This is a genomic window from Pseudomonas sp. P110(2024), assembly GCF_057480795.1.
In genome coordinates, this window is record NZ_JBLIYT010000014.1 from 39,446 (window position 1) to 54,349 (window position 14,904).

Consider the following 14,904-nt stretch of genomic DNA (forward strand, 5'->3'; position numbering starts at 1 on the left):
GGAGCGGGCTTGCCCCGCGATTGTGTCAGATCAGGAGCTGCAAGCCTTCCAGGCAGGTCGCCAGGTGATACGGCGTAGTCGATGGCATGTCGTGGCGGCTGACCGCGCCATTACCATCACGGCACTCATGCCAGCCACCGTCATGCAGGAATCGCGACTCCAGCGCCTGTAGCTGCGCCAGCAACCTCGCCTCGCTTCCTGGCCGCAAGGCCAGCGCCCGCAGGTACTCGGCCTGGGCCCAGATCCGTTGGGTCGCATCGATGACCTTGCCGTCCACATCGAGCATCGCCAGCACCGCCGTATCTTTCACACCGTACTGCTCGGCGTAGTCGAAGGCGCGGGTGATGGAAGCGTGCAGCGCTGTCCCGCGCAGCAGCGGCGAGGTGTCCAGCAAGTAGAACCATTCGAACTGGTGCCCCGGCTCGAACCAGTTATCCACAGACCCGCGTGGTTTTTCCAGCATCAGGCCGTGGCGCTGTTCGATGAATTGCACCTGCAGCGCGTCGCACAACTGCAGCAGCGACTGGCGAACCTCGTCGTCCTCGCGCACGGCCAGTACCTGAAGGAAAGCCTCGGCCAGGTGCATCTGCGGGTTCTGCAGCGAGCCGCTGCCCAGGTCCGACCAGTCCTCAGCGAGGCTGGCCTCGTACAGGCCATCGTCACGGGCGAACTGCTCGGCAACGACTTCGAGGGCACCGTTGAGCGTGGCTTCCACCAGGCCTTCTCCGACCTTGCCCCAGTAATGGGCACAGGCGAACACGATGAAGGCGTGGGTGTAGAGGTCCTTGCGTCGGTCCAACGGCTTGCCCTGCGCGTCGATGCTGTAGAACCAGCCGCCGTGCTCGGCGTCGTGGAAGTGCTTCTGCAGCGAACGGAACAGCGCGGCGGCGCGTTCGGCGGCGCCCGGTTGACCGATGCGGCTGCTGAACAGGTACAGCTGGCGGGCGCAGGCCATGGCCCGGTAGCGTTGCACCGGCAGTGGCCGGTGCTGGGTGTCCAGGGCTTCGTACGGCAGGGCCATGTCGGCGTTCCAGCCAGGGCCCTGCCACAGCGGCACGATGCGCTCGGCGAAGTGCTGTTGGAAACGGGTCAATGCGGGGCGGGGGTCGGACATGGTCGCGCTCGTGACGGTCGGGCAGGGCGCCATGGTAGCAGATGTAACAAGTGCTTCGTGGGCGCGTCAGCCGGGATTGCCCAGCCCCTGCCAGTGCCGCGCGCCCACGAAGATGAAGCGCAGTTGCTGGGTGATCTTCTCCTGGGGCGTCAGCGCCTGTGGATGACCCGACTCAGGGCTGTCGATCAGTTCCGGCAGGGTGGCGAACACGGTCTTGACCACCAGGTCGGCCATCACCGCCAAGGCGGCGCCGTCCAGATGCTGCCAACGCGGCATGCGTGCCAGGTCTGTGGCCAGGTCGTTGCTGATGTCCTGGCGCAGGCGGGCGATGGCCTGGCGCACTGGCTGCGAGCCGCCGTATTGCTCGCGGGCGAGGAACAGGAACTGCGCCCGGTGGGCGACGACCACGTCGAGGAAGATGCGCACCGAGGCGTCGGTGATGCCGCCCAGCTCGAATTCGTTGTGGCGTACCAGGCGGATGGTCTGGCGGAAAGTGGTGTCCACCTCGGCAACCAGGGCCAGGCCCAGCGCATCCATGTCGGGGAAGTGGCGGTAGAAGCCGGTGGGCACGATGCCCGCGGCCTTGGCCACCTCGCGCAGGCTGATGCTGCCGAAGCCACGGCCGCTCTCCATGAGCAGGCAGGCGGCATCCAGCAGGGCCTGGCGGGTCTGTAGCTTCTGTTCGGCGCGCGGCAGCATGGGGCAGGATTCTATGACGGTACGGCTGGGCATTCTGGATAAAAAAACAAAGCCCGGTCAATGGACCGGGCTTGGAGGGTAGCAGGCGCAGTGGGGCGGGTTGTTGTTCTCGGCCATGGCGATCAGCTCACACGGCTGAGTTCGACCAGACGATCCGAGCCACCTTCGGCGATACGGTTGTTGCGTTCGTTGAGGCGATCGGCGCCACCCTCGGCGACACGGTCATTGCGTTGGATCAGACGATCCGAGCCACCCTCGGCAACCCGGTCATTGCGTTGAATCAAGCGATCGGAGCCACCTTCGGCAACCCGGTCATTGCGTTGAATCAAGCGATCGGAGCCACCTTCGGCAACGCGGTCATTGCGTTGGATCAAGCGATCGGAGCCACCTTCGGCGACGCGGTTGTTACGTTCGAGCAGACGCTCGGAGCCGCCTTCGGCCACACGGCCTGCGCGCTCCTGCAGGCGCTCGGCGCCACCTTCTGCCAAGGTGTTCAGCGGTTGGCTGACGGTGGCGGCGCTGGAGCGCGATTCGGCGCTCAGGTGCTGGTCTTCGGCTGGCAGGGCGAAGGCGTTGGCGGCAAGTACGGACAGGGTCAGGCTCAGCAGCAGATGGCGTTTCATGGTTCGGTGCTCCTCGGGGGGCTGGAAAGTGGGTACGAAGCCAATGCTACGCCTGGTAACTCCAGAGAAAAGTTCATCAGGATAATGGTAACAATCGACAGGATTGATACTGTGCGTGGAGGGCTCTGGATCAGTGTTTTCAGGTGTTTATCAAACACTGAGGCACGCTTGATCCCCGGTAACACTGCCGCTGTCCGTGGACGAAAAGCTGAGAAAGGCGTCAGGAAAATCCTGGTTATCATGGCGCACGGATTAAACCCGGCGGTTTTTCATCAGTCCGACATAATGAGTGCCATGCAGTCAGGAGAACCATGCAATGACGCGCCCTGCCAGAATCCTCATCTGGACCTTCGCCACCCTTGCCACCCTGCTGGCGATCCTGGTGGTGGTGATCGCCACCTTTGACTGGAACCGCGTCAAGCCGCTGCTCAACGAGAAAGTCTCCGAAGCACTGCAGCGGCCCTTCGCGATCAACGGCAACCTCGCCGTGCATTGGCGCACCGAACCCGAGGAAGGCGGCTGGCGGGCCTTCGTGCCCTGGCCGCACTTCAGCGCCGAGGACCTCACCCTGGGCAACCCCGACTGGCTCAAGGCGCCGCGCATGGTCGCCCTCGAGCGAGTGGACTTTCGCCTGGCGCCCTTGCCACTGATCGTCCAGCGCATCAGCATCCCGCGCATCGACCTGGTCAAGCCCAGCGCCAGCCTTACCCGGCTGGCCGATGGCCGGGCCAACTGGGTGTTCGATTTCGGGCCCAAGGATGAGAACGAGGCACCGTCAAAGTGGGAGCTGGACATCGGCGCCATCGGCTTCGACCAGGGCAACGTCAGCTTTGACGACCAGACGCTGAAGACCAGCATGAAGGTGCAGGTCGATCCGCTGGGCAAGCCGATCCCGTTCAGCGACATCGTCGGCAAGGCCCGCGCCGAGAAGGCCGGCAATGCCCAGGACTATGCCTTCGGCTTCAAGGCCCAGGGCCGCTACAAGGGCCTGGCGGTGGCCGGCACCGGCAAGATCGGCGGCCTGCTGGCGCTGCAGGACGCCAGCCAGCCGTTTCCGCTGCAGGCCGATGTGCGTATCGGCGATACCCAGGTCGCGCTGGCCGGGACCCTGACCGATCCACGCAACCTCGGCGCCCTCGACCTGCGCCTGAAGCTTTCCGGCAACAGCCTGGGCAACCTCTACCCGCTGACCGGCGTGACCTTGCCCGATACGCCGCCGTACGCCACCGATGGTCATCTGACCGCCAACTTGCACGCCGCCGGCGGCGCGCAGTTCCGTTACGAGGGCTTCAACGGCAAGATCGGCGACAGCGACATTCACGGCGACCTGGTCTTTGTCGCCAGCCAGCCCCGGCCGAAGCTCTCCGGCAACCTGGTCTCCAACCAACTGCTGTTCAAGGACCTGGCGCCACTGATCGGCGCCGATTCCAACAGCGAGCAGAAGGCCCGCGGCGGTGCCAGCAAGCAGCCGGCCGGCAAGGTGCTGCCGGTCGAAGAATTCCGCACCGAGCGCTGGCGGGCCATGGACGCCGATGTGACCTTCGCCGGCAAGCGCATCGTGCACAGCGAGACGCTGCCGTTCAACGACCTGTCCGCCCATGTGATCCTCGAGGACGGCCTGCTGCGTCTGGAGCCGCTGCGCTTCGGCGTGGCCGGCGGCAACCTCGATTCCAACATCCGCCTGGACGGGCGCAGCGCGCCGTTGCAGGGTCGTGCACGGCTGACCGCGCGTGGCTTCAAGCTCAAGCAGCTGTTCCCCAGCTTCGCGCCGATGCAGACCAGCTTCGGCGAACTCAACGGCGATGCCGACATCAGTGGCCGGGGCAACTCGGTGGCCGCGCTGCTGGGCACTTCCAACGGGGATCTACGCCTGCTGATCAACGATGGCGCAATCAGCCGCAGCCTGATGGAGATCGCTGGGCTGAACGTGGGCAACTACGTGATCGGCAAGTTGTTTGGCGACGAAGATGTGAAGATCAATTGTGCCGCAGCGGATGTCGGGATCAAGGATGGCCTGGCCACCAGCCGCTTGTTCGTTTTCGATACCGAGAACGCGATCATCTACATCAACGGTACGGCCAACTTCGCCAGCGAGCAGTTGGACCTGAAGATCACCCCGGAGTCCAAGGGCCTGCGTCTGTTCTCGCTGCGTTCGCCATTGTATGTGCGCGGACCGTTCGCCAAGCCGAGTGCCGGCGTGCAGGCGGTGCCGCTGGCGCTGCGTGGCGCGGGAATGGTGGCGCTTGGCGTGGTGGCCGGGCCGGCGGCGGGGCTGCTGGCGCTGATCGCGCCGAGCAGCGGGGATGAACCCAACCAGTGCACGCCGTTGTTGCAGCAGATGCGCGCTGGCAAGGCGCCGGCGGCGGTGAAGGGCAAGAAGTAGGGCCGCTTTGCGGCCCTTTCGCGACGCAAGGCCGCTCCCACAGGCAAAGCGTCGATCTTGAGTCATATGCTTGACCTGTGGGAGCGGCTTTGCGAAAGGGGCGCACAGCGCCCCCAGGTATCACAGCCCCTGCAACAGGTCCGACATATCGTCCGCGTGCTCTTCCTCCTGGGCCAGGATGTCCTCGAAGATGCGCCGGGTGGTCGGGTCCTTGTCGCCGATGTACTGGATGATCTCGCGGTAGCTGTCGATGGCGATGCGCTCGGCCACCAGGTCCTCCAGCACCATCTCCTTCAACGAATTGCCTGCCACGTACTGCGCGTGGGAGTTCTTGGTCAGGTTGTCCGGATTGAAGTCCGGCTCGCCGCCCAGCTGCACGATGCGCTCGGCCAGCTTGTCGGCGTGCTCGGCTTCCTGGTTGGCATGCTCGAGGAACTCCGCGGCGGCAACGCTGGCCTTGATGCCGCTGGCCATGAAGTAGTGACGCTTGTAGCGCAGGACGCAGACCAGCTCGGTGGCCAGCGACTCGTTCAGCAGGCGCAGGATCTTTTCACGATCGGCGTGGTAACCCTCGGTCACCGCACCTTGCTCGACATGCTGGCGGGCACGTTCGCGCAGGGTCTTCACATCGGTCAGTTCAACGCTCATGTTCATCTCCGAAAGCATCAGGGTAGTCATGGTGTGTCATGCGCCGTGTACGGCGTCGCTGTCTTGTTGGCGTTGCTTGCAGGTCTTGAAGCCTTTGGCGTCGACATGGCCGGTGGCGTCGAAACGCACGTAGTAGGGCTGCTGGTGGCCATCACGGTTGAGGATGTAGTCGTTGCAGGTGCCGCCGTGGGGCAGGTCTATGACGTTGGACGGGCTGCCGCCGATGGCAATGACCTTTTGCATGGTCATGCCGTGCTCAACCTGCTTGACCAGCGGTTCGTCGCGGTAGGTGACATAGTCCACCGGGTTTTCCGGGCGGCTGCCGCAGGCGGCTAGGGTGGCGCTTGCCAGAAGGATGGCCAGGGTTCGCTTGTACATGGTCCCGCTCCTTGCTCAGGGTCTGTTCTGCTTGGAACCGCGCGGCGCGCCGGGAGTTCGATTGCACTTGTCGTCGATCGCGCTGTAGGGTGGACCGGTCTGTTCACGGATGAGGGCAAGGGGGATGAGTCAGGAGCTGGCCACGCGTTATCCACTGGTGCTGGTGCCGGGCATGCTCGGGTTCGTGCGGGCGCTGGTGTATCCCTACTGGTTCGGCATCGTGCCGGCATTGCGCCGGGGCGGCGCGCAGGTATTCCCGGTGCAGGTGTCGCCGCTGCATTCCAGCGAAGTGCGGGGTGAGCAGCTGCTCGGCATCATCGAGGACATCTGTCAGCGCACGGGGGCCGACAAGGTCAACCTGATCGGTCACAGCCAGGGCGCCCTCAGTGCCCGCTATGCGGCGGCGAAGCGGCCTGACCGGGTGGCTTCGGTGACGTCGGTGGCCGGCCCCAATCATGGCTCGGAGCTGGCCGACCATCTCGAACGCACGGCACCTGGTGACTCTGTGCGGGGGCGCTTCCTGAAGGCCGTGCTGCATGGCTTCGCTGTGCTGTTGGGTTGGCTGGAGACCGGATGGCGCCGCGATCCGCTGCCGATCGATGTGCACGCCTCCCATCAGTCGCTGACCAGTGCCGGGGTGGCGCTGTTCAACCATGCTTATCCACAGGGGCTGCCCGAGGTCTGGGGCGGCGAAGGGCCGGCTGAGGTGAACGGTGTTCGCTACTACTCCTGGTCCGGCACCCTGCAGCCAGGGCGCACCGACCAAGGCTTGAACCGGTTTGACGGCAGCAACCGATTTTGCCGGCTGTTCGCCCGCAGTTTCGTCCGAGAGAAGGGGCAGTGCGATGGCATGGTCGGGCGCTTCAGCTCGCACTTGGGTTTGGTGATCGGGGACGACTATCCGCTCGATCACCTGGATATCGTCAATCAGTCGCTGGGCGCGGTGGGCAAGGGTGCCGAGCCGGTGCGGTTGTTCACCGAGCATGCCGCACGGCTCAAGGCTGCGGGGCTGTGAGAAGCCTGGGGCTGCTTCGCAGCCCTATCGCGACACAAGGCCGCTCCAGGGGATTGCGTTCGTCTGTGGGAGCGGCCTTGCGTCGCGAAAGGAGCGCGCAGCGCTCCCCGCGTACTAACGCCGTACCGGAGTGGTCCAACGCTCGGCCAGCAGCACGCCAACCAGCGTCAGCACACCGCCAACCAAGTGATAACTGGCCAACTGCTCATCCAGCACTACCGCCGCGATCACCGCCGTGACCACCGGCAGCAGGTTGAAGAACAGCGTGGTCCGGCTTGGCCCCAGACGGTGCACCGCCTGCATCCACACCCGTGGCGCGACCATCGAGGCCAGCAGGCCGGCATACAGCACCAGGCCAATGTTGTGGCCGTTCAACCCGGTCTTGGGTGACAGCAGGAACAGCGGCAGCAACACCAGGATCGCCACCAGCACCTGCAGGTACAGCAACTGCAACGGCGGCAGGCGCAGCTGCCATTTTTTCAACAGGAAGCTGTACAGCGCATAGGCGAAAGTGGCCACCAGCATCATCAGGTCGCCGGCGTTCAACCCCTGGTGCAGCAGCACGCCGGGTTGCCCGGCCGAGACCACCTCCAGTACGCCGAAGAACGACACCAGCGCGCCCAGCAGCGCGCCATAGGTCAGGCGCTGACCGAGCCAGGCAATGGACAGGGCCAGCGACATCAGCGGCATCAACGAGAGGATGATGCCCATGTTGGTGGCGCTGGTGATGGCGGCGGCGAAGTAGGCCAGGCTCTGGTAGATGGCCATGCCCAGCACGCCCAGCACGAAGATCTTGCCCAGGTGCGGGCGGATGGCCGTGCGGTTGCGCCAGAGCTGTGGCAGCAGGAAAGGGGTGAACAGCAGGCCGGCCAGCAGCCAGCGGTAGAAGCCGATCTCGGCGGGGAAGATGGCCCCGGCGGACATCTTGGTGACCACGGTGTTGCCGGCCCAGATGAGGATGGCGATGAGGGGGAAGAGGTAGTTCATGATGATTCTCGAGTTGCGGTTGACCCGTGGGAGCGGGCTTGCCCCGCGATTGCGCCAGGCCAGGAAATGATGTTGGCCGGGCGGGTGCAATCGCGGGGCAAGCCCGCTCCCACGTGGCGGCCATTATCGCTTGTCTGTCCAAATGCCTATACTTCCATCCAGACAACCCGTCCCGCGAAGCAGACAGCATGACCCGCAAGTTCCTCGACATCCCCCGGTTCGACCGGCTCCCCGCACCGGTCTACTTCCGCTACGACGAATTCGGCGCCGACACCCACAGCCCGCCCCACCGTCACCCCTGGGGCCAGCTCAACTATGCCTCCCATGGCCTGATGCACCTGGACGTCGAGGGCCAGCGCTTCATCTCGCCCCCGCACTACGCTGTCTGGGTGCCGCCGGAGACGGAGCATGGCTGCTACAACCCCCAGGCCATCATCTACCGTTCGGTCTATCTGGAGCGCAGCTTGTGCGCTGAACTGCCGGCGCAGCCCTGCAGCCTGGTGATCAGCGACATCCTCAAGGCGATCCTTGGCGACTTCGCCCGCCGCGACCTGCACATCGCCCAGGACGAGCGCGACCAGCGCCTGGTCCAGGTACTGATCGACCAACTGCGTCTGGCGCCGACGCAGACCTGTTATTTGCCGTTCGCCCGCAGCGACAGCCTGCGCCAGGTGCTCAAGGCGTTGCACGCGGGGCCTGGCGACAACCGGCCGCTCGCCCATTGGGCCGGGCAGGTGCATGTCAGCGAGCGTACCCTGGCCCGGCAGTTTCTGCGGGAGCTGGGGATGAGCTTCGGCGAATGGCGCTTGCGACTGCGCTTTCTGCGGGCTATCGAGGCGCTCGAGGCGGGCACGCCGATCCAGGCCATCGCCTTCGACCTCGGCTATAGCAGCGCTTCGGCCTTCATCGCCATGTTCCAGCGCCAGGCCAATTGCACCCCGGAGCAGTACCGGCGGCGGGCACGGACAGAGATGTAAGAATTCTTGTCTACACTCAGCTGCGACGAGCGCGCATCCGGCGCGCAGGCAAGGAGACCACTCCATGAAGCTGCTGCACGTACCCCTGCTGGTGTTGGGCCTGTTGATCGCGGGCCAAGGGTTCGCCGCCACCGCGCAACAGGAAAAGATGAAGACCTGCAACGCCGACGCCACCGCCAAGGCGCTCAAGGGCGATGAACGCAAGGCGTTCATGAGTACCTGCCTGAAAAAGGCCGAGCCGGCCAAAGCCGCCACCCAGCAGGAGAAGATGAAGACCTGCAACGCCGACGCCACCACCAAGGCGCTCAAGGGCGATGAACGCAAGACCTTCATGAGTGACTGCCTGAAGAAGAAATGACCTGCGCCTATGCCTCTGCCGTGAAGGCTGGCAGACTGCGGGACTTTCCGCTGTCTGCCGTTGAGGCTGTATGACTTTCACTCCCCGCCAGGTCACCCTGGCCAGCTGGATCATCGTCATGGCGGGCCTGTTGCTGGCGCTGCCGCTGAAGCTGCTGCCGAGCCTGCTGGCCGGCCTGCTGGTCTACGAGCTGGTCAACATGCTCACCCCGCGCCTGCAACCGCTGATCGCCGGGCAGCGCGCACGCTGGTTGGCGGTGGCGCTGCTCGGCACCCTGGTGGTGAGCACGCTGACGTTGCTGATCGCCGGCGCCTTCAGTTTCCTGCTGCACGAGGCCGAGAACCCCGGCGCCTCGCTGGACAAGTTCATGGGCCTGGTCGAGCGCGCGCGGGGCCAGCTGCCGCCGTTCATCGAAGCCTACCTGCCGGCCAGCGCCGCCGAGTTCAAGGTGGCCATCGGCGACTGGATCAAGAGCCACCTGAGCGACCTGCAACTGGTGGGCAAGGGCATGGCGCACATGTTCGTGACCCTGCTGATCGGCATGATCCTCGGCGCCATCGTCGCCCTGCAGCGCATCCCCGACATCTCCCGGCGCAAGCCCCTGGCGGCGGCGCTGTTCGAGCGCCTGAGCCTGCTGGTGCAGGCGTTTCGCAACATCGTCTTCGCGCAGATCAAGATCTCGCTGCTCAACACCTTCTTTACCGGCATCTTCCTGGCCGTGGTGCTACCACTGTTCGGCGTGCACCTGCCGTTGACCAAGACGCTGATCGTGCTGACCTTCCTGCTCGGGCTGCTGCCGGTGATCGGCAACCTGATGTCCAACACCCTGATCACCATCGTCGGCTTGTCGCTGTCGATCTGGGTGGCGATGGCGGCGCTGGGGTATCTGATTGTTATCCACAAGGTCGAGTACTTCCTCAACGCGCGGATCGTTGGCGGGCAGATCAGTGCCAAGGCCTGGGAGCTGTTGCTGGCGATGCTGGTGTTCGAGGCGGCATTCGGCTTGCCGGGGGTGGTGGCGGGGCCGATCTATTACGCTTACCTGAAGAGTGAGTTGAAGCGGGCGGAGTTGGTCTGAAGGATTGCCGGGGCCGCCACGCGGCCCCGGGATGGCTCAGGCGGCGCCGTAACGCTTGCGTGCCTCGATCGCCAGCCCACTGCCAATGCTGCCGAAGATATTGCCTTCCACATGCCGCGCATTGGGCAGCATCGCCGCCACGCTGTTGCGCAGCGCCGGAATCCCGCTGGAACCACCGGTGAAGAACACCGTGTCCACCTGCCCTTCGCTCACGCCGGCCTTGGCCAGCAGCTCGGTCACGCTGCCGCGCACCCGCTCCAGCAACCCGCCGATGGCATCTTCGAACAGCGCCCGGGTCAGTTCGGCCGACAGTTCAGGCTCGATCCGGCCGAAGTCGATGCGACGGCTGTCGCGCTCGGTCAGTTCGATCTTGCTGGCTTCCACTTCCATCGCCAGCCAGTGCCCGGCGCGCTGCTCGATCAGGTTGAACAGGCGGTCGATGCCTAGCGTGTCCTCGATGTCATAGCGCATGCTGCCCAGGGCCAGTTGCGACTTCTGCGAGTACAGGGCGTTGATGGTGTGCCAGGTGGCCAGGTTGAGGTGGTAGCTGGTGGGCATCAGCGCGCCGCTCTTCATCCGGCTGCCGTAGCCGAACAGCGGCATCACGCCCTGTAGGCTCAGCTGCTTGTCGAAGTCGGTACCGCCGATGTGCACGCCGCCGGTGGCGAGAATATCGCTCTGGCGCTCGGCCACCAGGTGACGCTCGGGCGACAGGCGGATCAGGGTAAAGTCCGAGGTACCACCGCCGATATCGACAATCAGGACCAGCTCTTCACGGCTAATGCCCGACTCGTAGTCGAACGCCGCGGCGATCGGTTCGTACTGGAACGACACGTCCTTGAAGCCGATCTTGCGCGCCACCTCCGCCAGGGTGTCCTCGGCCTCCTGGTCGGCGGCCGGGTCTTCGTCGACGAAGAACACCGGGCGGCCCAGCACCACTTGGTCGAATTCGCGGCCGGCATCGGCTTCGGCACGCTTTTTCAGTTCGCCGATGAACATGCCCAGCAGGTCCTTAAACGGCAGGGCGCTGCCCAGCACGCTGGTGTCGTGCTTTATCAGCTTGGAGCCTAGCAGGCTCTTGAGCGAGCGCATCAGGCGGCCTTCGTAGCCCTCCAGGTACTCGTGCAGGGCCAGGCGGCCGTACACCGGGCGACGCTCCTCGATGTTGAAGAAGACCACCGACGGCAGGGTGATCTTGCCGTCTTCCAGGGCGATCAGCGATTCGACGCCCGGGCGGTGCCAGCCGACCGTGGAGTTGGAGGTGCCGAAGTCGATGCCGAGGGCACGGGCCGGGGATACGTCAGACATGAAGGAGAGCTTCCGGAGGCAAAACGGCCGCGCAGTTTATGCCAGTCTGCGACTAAATCAAGACCGGTCGTCTGCGATAGCGCAACCCCGAATGAACCTTGAAAGGCTATGCTTGACCCCAATCTTCAATAGCAATACGTACATTCACATCGGTGATCCATAGATGGACTTCAAAGACTATTACAAGATACTCGGCGTCGAGGCGAGCGCGGACGAGAAGGCGATCAAGGCCGCGTACCGCAAGCTCGCGCGCAAGTATCACCCCGACGTCAGCAAGGAGCGTGACGCCGAGGACAAGTTCAAGGAGGCCAACGAGGCCTACGAAGTGCTTGGCGACAAGGACAAGCGTGCCGAGTACGACGAAATCCGCAAGTACGGCGGCCAGCATGGCCGGCCGTTCCAGGCGCCGCCTGGCTGGGAGTCCCGCGGCGGTGGTGGCGGTGGCTTCGAGGGTGGCGATTTTTCCGATTTCTTCAGCTCGATCTTCGGCGCCCGGGGCGGCAACCCCTTTGGTGGCGGCGGTGGCCGGCAGCAACGCAGTGCCGGCAGGCGAGGGCAGGACGTGGAACTGGAACTGGCGGTCTTCCTCGAAGAGACCCTGAACAAGGAATCCAAGCAGATCAGCTTCCAGGTGCCGCAGACCAACGGTGCCGGGCAGCGTACCGGGTTCACCACGAAAACGCTGAACGTGAAGATCCCCGCCGGGGTGACCGACGGCGAGCGCATCCGTCTCAAGGGCCAGGGCGCGCCGGGCGTGGGCGGTGGCGCCAACGGCGACCTGTTCCTGACCATCCGCATGGCTCCGCACCCGCTGTTCGATGTCGAAGGCCATGACCTGATCATCACCGTGCCGCTGGCACCGTGGGAAGCGGTGCTCGGCGCCAAGGTGGCCGTGCCGACCCTGACCGGCAAGATCAACCTGACCATCCGCCCCGACAGCCAGAGCGGCCAGCGCCTGCGGGTCAAGGGCATGGGCCTGTTGAACAAGCAGGGCGAGCGCGGCGACCTGTACGCCCAGCTCAAGGTGGTCATGCCCGCCCAGTCCGACGCCGCCGCGCGCGAACTGTGGACCCAGCTCTCCGAGAAAGCCGCGTTCAATCCGAGGACTCAATGGAGTAAGTGATCATGAGCAGCACCCTGATCGTTCAACTGGACATGCGTACCCTGTGCCAGGAGGCCAATGTATCGGCCGACTGGGTGATCGAGATCGTCGAGCACGGCATTGTCGAACCGTCAGGGCGAACGCCCGAGGAGTGGGTGTTCGATGACCGCGCGCCGGTGACGCTGAAGCGCGCGGTGAAGCTGCATCAGGAGCTGGAGTTGGAGTGGGAAGGGGTGGCGCTGGCGCTGGAACTGTTGGAAGAGGTGCAGCAGTTACGCAGTGAGAACAGCATGTTGAAGCAGCGGTTGGGCAGGTTTACCCAGATATAAGAGTAAAAGCATCGCGGGGCAAGCCCGCTCCCACGCCAGGCATCGAGGTGCTTCGTGGGAGCGGACTTGCCCCGCGATTGCATCAACGCCGTTCTGAAGCCGGCGCCAGGACCTTGAAATACAACGCTGTTGCCCGGTACACCCCTTCCGGTCCGCAGGCATAATCCGGAATCTCCCCCGCCTTGCTGTACCCCTGCGCCCGATAGAACGCCTCGGCCCCAGACCCCGCCTCGGTATCGAGAAACAGCATCCCCCGCCCGATCCGCCGCGTCTCGGCCTCCAGGGCCCCCATCAACTGCTGCCCCAGCCCACGCCGCCGAGCATCGCTGTGCACCAGCAACTTCTGCACCTCGGCCCGGTTCAGCCCATTGGGCTTCAGGCACAACCCCAACTGCACGCTGCCCAGCACTTCCTGCCCCTGGGCAATGACCCAGAGCAGTTGCTCGCCACTGGCCATTTTTGCCTTCACCTCATCGAAGTAGGCCTTGGCCTGCTGCTCGTCGATATCGGCCAGAAACCCCACCGACGCGCCCTGGCGCACCGCATTCAGCAAAAGGGCCACCAACCCGTCGCGGTAGTACGCCAGGCCTTCGTGGGTGACGCGGTGCAGCTGGGCGGTGTTCATTGGCTTCAGGTCCTTGAAGGGGGATGGGTGTTGTCATCCAGGTAAAGCTGCATGAAGGTCAGGTCCAGCCAGCGCCCGAACTTCACCCCCACCTGCGGCATCTGCCCGGTGATGCTGAAGCCCAGGCGTTCGTGCAGGCGGATCGATGCGGCGTTGCCGCTCTCGATGGCGGCGACCATCACATGCTTGTCGCAAAGACGCGCCTGCTCGATCAGCGCTGCCATCAACACCGGCCCCAGGCCCTTGCCGCGTTGGTCGCCACGCACGTACACCGAGTGCTCGACGGTATGCCGGAAGCCTTCGAACGGCCGCCAGTCGCCAAATGAGGCATAGCCCAGCACGCCGCTGTCGTCCACCGCCACCAGGATCGGATAGCCCTGCTGCGCACGGGCCTCGAACCAGGCCTGGCGGTTGCCCAGGTCCACGGGGGTTTCGTTCCAGATCGCCGTGGTGTTGGCCACGGCGTCGTTGTAGATGTCGAGGATGCCCGGCATGTCGTCGATCAGGGCGTCGCGGATCTGGTAACTCATGACAGCGTCTCGCAAGGGAAGTGGCTGCAGATTAAATGGTAACCAGGCCGCGCACACCTTCGGCCTGCATGTTTTCACCCCGGCCGCGCTGGACGATCTCACCGCGGGCCATGACCAGGTACTGGTCGGCCAGCTCCTCGGCGAAGTCGTAGAACTGCTCCACCAGCAGGATGGCCATGTCGCCCCGGTCGGCGAGCGTGCGAATCACCGCGCCGATTTCCTTGATCACCGACGGCTGGATGCCTTCGGTGGGCTCGTCGAGGATCAGCAGGCGCGGGCGGCTGGCCAGGGCGCGGCCGATGGCCAGCTGTTGCTGCTGGCCACCGGAGAGGTCGCCGCCACGGCGTTGCTTCATCTGCTCCAGCACCGGGAACAGTTCGTAGATGAAGGCTGGCACTTCCCGGGCCTCGCGGGCGGGGAACCGCGACAGGCCCATCAGCAGGTTTTCCTCGACGGTCAGGCGCGGGAAGATTTCGCGGCCCTGCGGCACGTAGCCGATGCCGGCCTGGACCCGTTGCTGGGGCTTGAGCGTGGTAATGGGTTTGCCTTCCCATTCCACGCGGCCCTCGCGGGCCGGCAGCACACCCATCAGGCAGCGCAGCAGGGTGGTCTTGCCCACGCCGTTGCGGCCCAGCAGGCAGGTGACCTCGCCGACCTTGGCCTCGAAGGACAGGCCGCGCAGGATGTGGCTGCCACCGTAGTATTGGTGCAGGGTGTCGATTTTCAGCATGTTCTGCCCTTGAGTCGTTC

The 14,904-nt window shown here is 64.8% G+C and carries 17 protein-coding genes; 7 read left to right on the forward strand and 10 right to left on the reverse strand.

Annotated elements, in window-relative coordinates:
• Window positions 1–25: 25 nt before the first annotated feature.
• The 3 genes from AC25ND_RS21250 to AC25ND_RS21260 all read right to left on the reverse strand — a co-directional run bounded on the left by AC25ND_RS21250 (window position 26) and on the right by AC25ND_RS21260 (window position 2,436).
• Complete coding sequence (locus tag AC25ND_RS21250) at window positions 26–1,114, reverse strand: AGE family epimerase/isomerase (protein WP_486976573.1); 1,089 nt, start codon at window positions 1,112–1,114, stop codon at window positions 26–28.
• Between the two features lie 66 nt (window positions 1,115–1,180).
• Window positions 1,181–1,813 carry a TetR family transcriptional regulator gene (locus AC25ND_RS21255; RefSeq protein ID WP_028688237.1) on the reverse strand — a complete coding sequence of 211 codons (633 nt, stop codon included), beginning with the start codon at window positions 1,811–1,813 and terminating at the stop codon, window positions 1,181–1,183.
• 122 nt (window positions 1,814–1,935) lie between these two features.
• Entirely contained in the window at window positions 1,936–2,436 is a 501-nt protein-coding gene (locus AC25ND_RS21260) for a hypothetical protein (RefSeq protein ID WP_028688236.1), read from the reverse strand.
• A 316-nt stretch (window positions 2,437–2,752) separates the two neighbouring features.
• On the opposite strand from AC25ND_RS21260, the gene AC25ND_RS21265 reads away from it, so the two are divergent.
• Window positions 2,753–4,819, forward strand: a complete 2,067-nt coding sequence (locus tag AC25ND_RS21265; protein ID WP_028688235.1) for an AsmA family protein — start codon at window positions 2,753–2,755, stop codon at window positions 4,817–4,819.
• 120 nt (window positions 4,820–4,939) lie between these two features.
• On the opposite strand, the gene AC25ND_RS21270 is transcribed toward AC25ND_RS21265, so the two are convergent.
• Window positions 4,940–5,467: a ferritin-like domain-containing protein gene (locus tag AC25ND_RS21270; protein ID WP_036985638.1), complete on the reverse strand. Its 528-nt coding sequence runs from the start codon at window positions 5,465–5,467 to the stop codon at window positions 4,940–4,942.
• 36 nt (window positions 5,468–5,503) lie between these two features.
• Window positions 5,504–5,845 carry an osmotically-inducible lipoprotein OsmE gene (gene osmE, locus AC25ND_RS21275; protein WP_028688233.1) on the reverse strand — a complete coding sequence of 114 codons (342 nt, stop codon included), beginning with the start codon at window positions 5,843–5,845 and terminating at the stop codon, window positions 5,504–5,506.
• Window positions 5,846–5,969: 124 nt separating this feature from the next.
• Between osmE and AC25ND_RS21280 the strand changes: the two genes are divergently transcribed.
• Complete coding sequence (locus tag AC25ND_RS21280) at window positions 5,970–6,860, forward strand: esterase/lipase family protein (protein ID WP_486976574.1); 891 nt, start codon at window positions 5,970–5,972, stop codon at window positions 6,858–6,860.
• 114 nt (window positions 6,861–6,974) lie between these two features.
• On the opposite strand, the gene AC25ND_RS21285 is transcribed toward AC25ND_RS21280, so the two are convergent.
• On the reverse strand, window positions 6,975–7,847 hold the full coding sequence (locus AC25ND_RS21285) for a DMT family transporter (protein WP_028688231.1): 873 nt from the start codon (window positions 7,845–7,847) through the stop codon (window positions 6,975–6,977).
• Between the two features lie 188 nt (window positions 7,848–8,035).
• Here AC25ND_RS21285 and AC25ND_RS21290 point away from each other — a divergent pair, with 188 nt between their 5' ends.
• The 3 genes from AC25ND_RS21290 to AC25ND_RS21300 all read left to right on the forward strand — a co-directional run bounded on the left by AC25ND_RS21290 (window position 8,036) and on the right by AC25ND_RS21300 (window position 10,260).
• Window positions 8,036–8,824, forward strand: coding sequence for an AraC family transcriptional regulator (locus tag AC25ND_RS21290; RefSeq protein WP_028688230.1), 789 nt, complete (start codon window positions 8,036–8,038; stop codon window positions 8,822–8,824).
• 64 nt (window positions 8,825–8,888) lie between these two features.
• Complete coding sequence (locus tag AC25ND_RS21295; RefSeq protein ID WP_062360875.1) at window positions 8,889–9,182, forward strand: PsiF family protein; 294 nt, start codon at window positions 8,889–8,891, stop codon at window positions 9,180–9,182.
• A 70-nt stretch (window positions 9,183–9,252) separates the two neighbouring features.
• Window positions 9,253–10,260, forward strand: a complete 1,008-nt coding sequence (locus tag AC25ND_RS21300) for an AI-2E family transporter (RefSeq protein WP_062360876.1) — start codon at window positions 9,253–9,255, stop codon at window positions 10,258–10,260.
• A 36-nt stretch (window positions 10,261–10,296) separates the two neighbouring features.
• Here AC25ND_RS21300 and AC25ND_RS21305 read toward each other — a convergent pair whose 3' ends face one another.
• Window positions 10,297–11,568: an Hsp70 family protein gene (locus AC25ND_RS21305; RefSeq protein WP_062360878.1), complete on the reverse strand. Its 1,272-nt coding sequence runs from the start codon at window positions 11,566–11,568 to the stop codon at window positions 10,297–10,299.
• A 163-nt stretch (window positions 11,569–11,731) separates the two neighbouring features.
• Between AC25ND_RS21305 and cbpA the strand changes: the two genes are divergently transcribed.
• On the forward strand, window positions 11,732–12,691 hold the full coding sequence (gene cbpA / locus AC25ND_RS21310) for a curved DNA-binding protein (RefSeq protein ID WP_486976575.1): 960 nt from the start codon (window positions 11,732–11,734) through the stop codon (window positions 12,689–12,691).
• A 2-nt stretch (window positions 12,692–12,693) separates the two neighbouring features.
• Window positions 12,694–12,999, forward strand: coding sequence for a chaperone modulator CbpM (locus tag AC25ND_RS21315; RefSeq protein WP_028688225.1), 306 nt, complete (start codon window positions 12,694–12,696; stop codon window positions 12,997–12,999).
• An 82-nt stretch (window positions 13,000–13,081) separates the two neighbouring features.
• Here AC25ND_RS21315 and AC25ND_RS21320 read toward each other — a convergent pair whose 3' ends face one another.
• Genes AC25ND_RS21320 through urtE form a run of 3 tightly spaced genes read right to left on the reverse strand, consistent with a single transcriptional unit; the run spans window position 13,082 to window position 14,884 of the window.
• Entirely contained in the window at window positions 13,082–13,624 is a 543-nt protein-coding gene (locus AC25ND_RS21320; protein ID WP_182321815.1) for a GNAT family N-acetyltransferase, read from the reverse strand.
• 5 nt (window positions 13,625–13,629) lie between these two features.
• Window positions 13,630–14,154: a GNAT family N-acetyltransferase gene (locus AC25ND_RS21325; RefSeq protein ID WP_186596612.1), complete on the reverse strand. Its 525-nt coding sequence runs from the start codon at window positions 14,152–14,154 to the stop codon at window positions 13,630–13,632.
• 31 nt (window positions 14,155–14,185) lie between these two features.
• A complete protein-coding gene (gene urtE, locus AC25ND_RS21330; protein WP_236179494.1) occupies window positions 14,186–14,884 on the reverse strand; it encodes an urea ABC transporter ATP-binding subunit UrtE in 699 nt (232 codons plus the stop codon).
• Window positions 14,885–14,904: the final 20 nt, after the last annotated feature.

Excerpts from the sequence above, each read along its gene's own strand:
- AC25ND_RS21250 (WP_486976573.1), bottom strand. The coding sequence starts at position 1,114 with ATGTCCGACCCCCGCCCCGCATTGACCCGTTTCCAACAGCACTTCGCC.
- AC25ND_RS21255 (WP_028688237.1), bottom strand. The coding sequence starts at position 1,813 with ATGCTGCCGCGCGCCGAACAGAAGCTACAGACCCGCCAGGCCCTGCTG.
- AC25ND_RS21260 (WP_028688236.1), bottom strand. The coding sequence starts at position 2,436 with ATGAAACGCCATCTGCTGCTGAGCCTGACCCTGTCCGTACTTGCCGCC.
- AC25ND_RS21265 (WP_028688235.1), top strand. The coding sequence starts at position 2,753 with ATGACGCGCCCTGCCAGAATCCTCATCTGGACCTTCGCCACCCTTGCC.
- AC25ND_RS21270 (WP_036985638.1), bottom strand. The coding sequence starts at position 5,467 with ATGAGCGTTGAACTGACCGATGTGAAGACCCTGCGCGAACGTGCCCGC.
- osmE (WP_028688233.1), bottom strand. The coding sequence starts at position 5,845 with ATGTACAAGCGAACCCTGGCCATCCTTCTGGCAAGCGCCACCCTAGCC.
- AC25ND_RS21280 (WP_486976574.1), top strand. The coding sequence starts at position 5,970 with ATGAGTCAGGAGCTGGCCACGCGTTATCCACTGGTGCTGGTGCCGGGC.
- AC25ND_RS21285 (WP_028688231.1), bottom strand. The coding sequence starts at position 7,847 with ATGAACTACCTCTTCCCCCTCATCGCCATCCTCATCTGGGCCGGCAAC.
- AC25ND_RS21290 (WP_028688230.1), top strand. The coding sequence starts at position 8,036 with ATGACCCGCAAGTTCCTCGACATCCCCCGGTTCGACCGGCTCCCCGCA.
- AC25ND_RS21295 (WP_062360875.1), top strand. The coding sequence starts at position 8,889 with ATGAAGCTGCTGCACGTACCCCTGCTGGTGTTGGGCCTGTTGATCGCG.
- AC25ND_RS21300 (WP_062360876.1), top strand. The coding sequence starts at position 9,253 with ATGACTTTCACTCCCCGCCAGGTCACCCTGGCCAGCTGGATCATCGTC.
- AC25ND_RS21305 (WP_062360878.1), bottom strand. The coding sequence starts at position 11,568 with ATGTCTGACGTATCCCCGGCCCGTGCCCTCGGCATCGACTTCGGCACC.
- cbpA (WP_486976575.1), top strand. The coding sequence starts at position 11,732 with ATGGACTTCAAAGACTATTACAAGATACTCGGCGTCGAGGCGAGCGCG.
- AC25ND_RS21315 (WP_028688225.1), top strand. The coding sequence starts at position 12,694 with ATGAGCAGCACCCTGATCGTTCAACTGGACATGCGTACCCTGTGCCAG.
- AC25ND_RS21320 (WP_182321815.1), bottom strand. The coding sequence starts at position 13,624 with ATGAACACCGCCCAGCTGCACCGCGTCACCCACGAAGGCCTGGCGTAC.
- AC25ND_RS21325 (WP_186596612.1), bottom strand. The coding sequence starts at position 14,154 with ATGAGTTACCAGATCCGCGACGCCCTGATCGACGACATGCCGGGCATC.
- urtE (WP_236179494.1), bottom strand. The coding sequence starts at position 14,884 with ATGCTGAAAATCGACACCCTGCACCAATACTACGGTGGCAGCCACATC.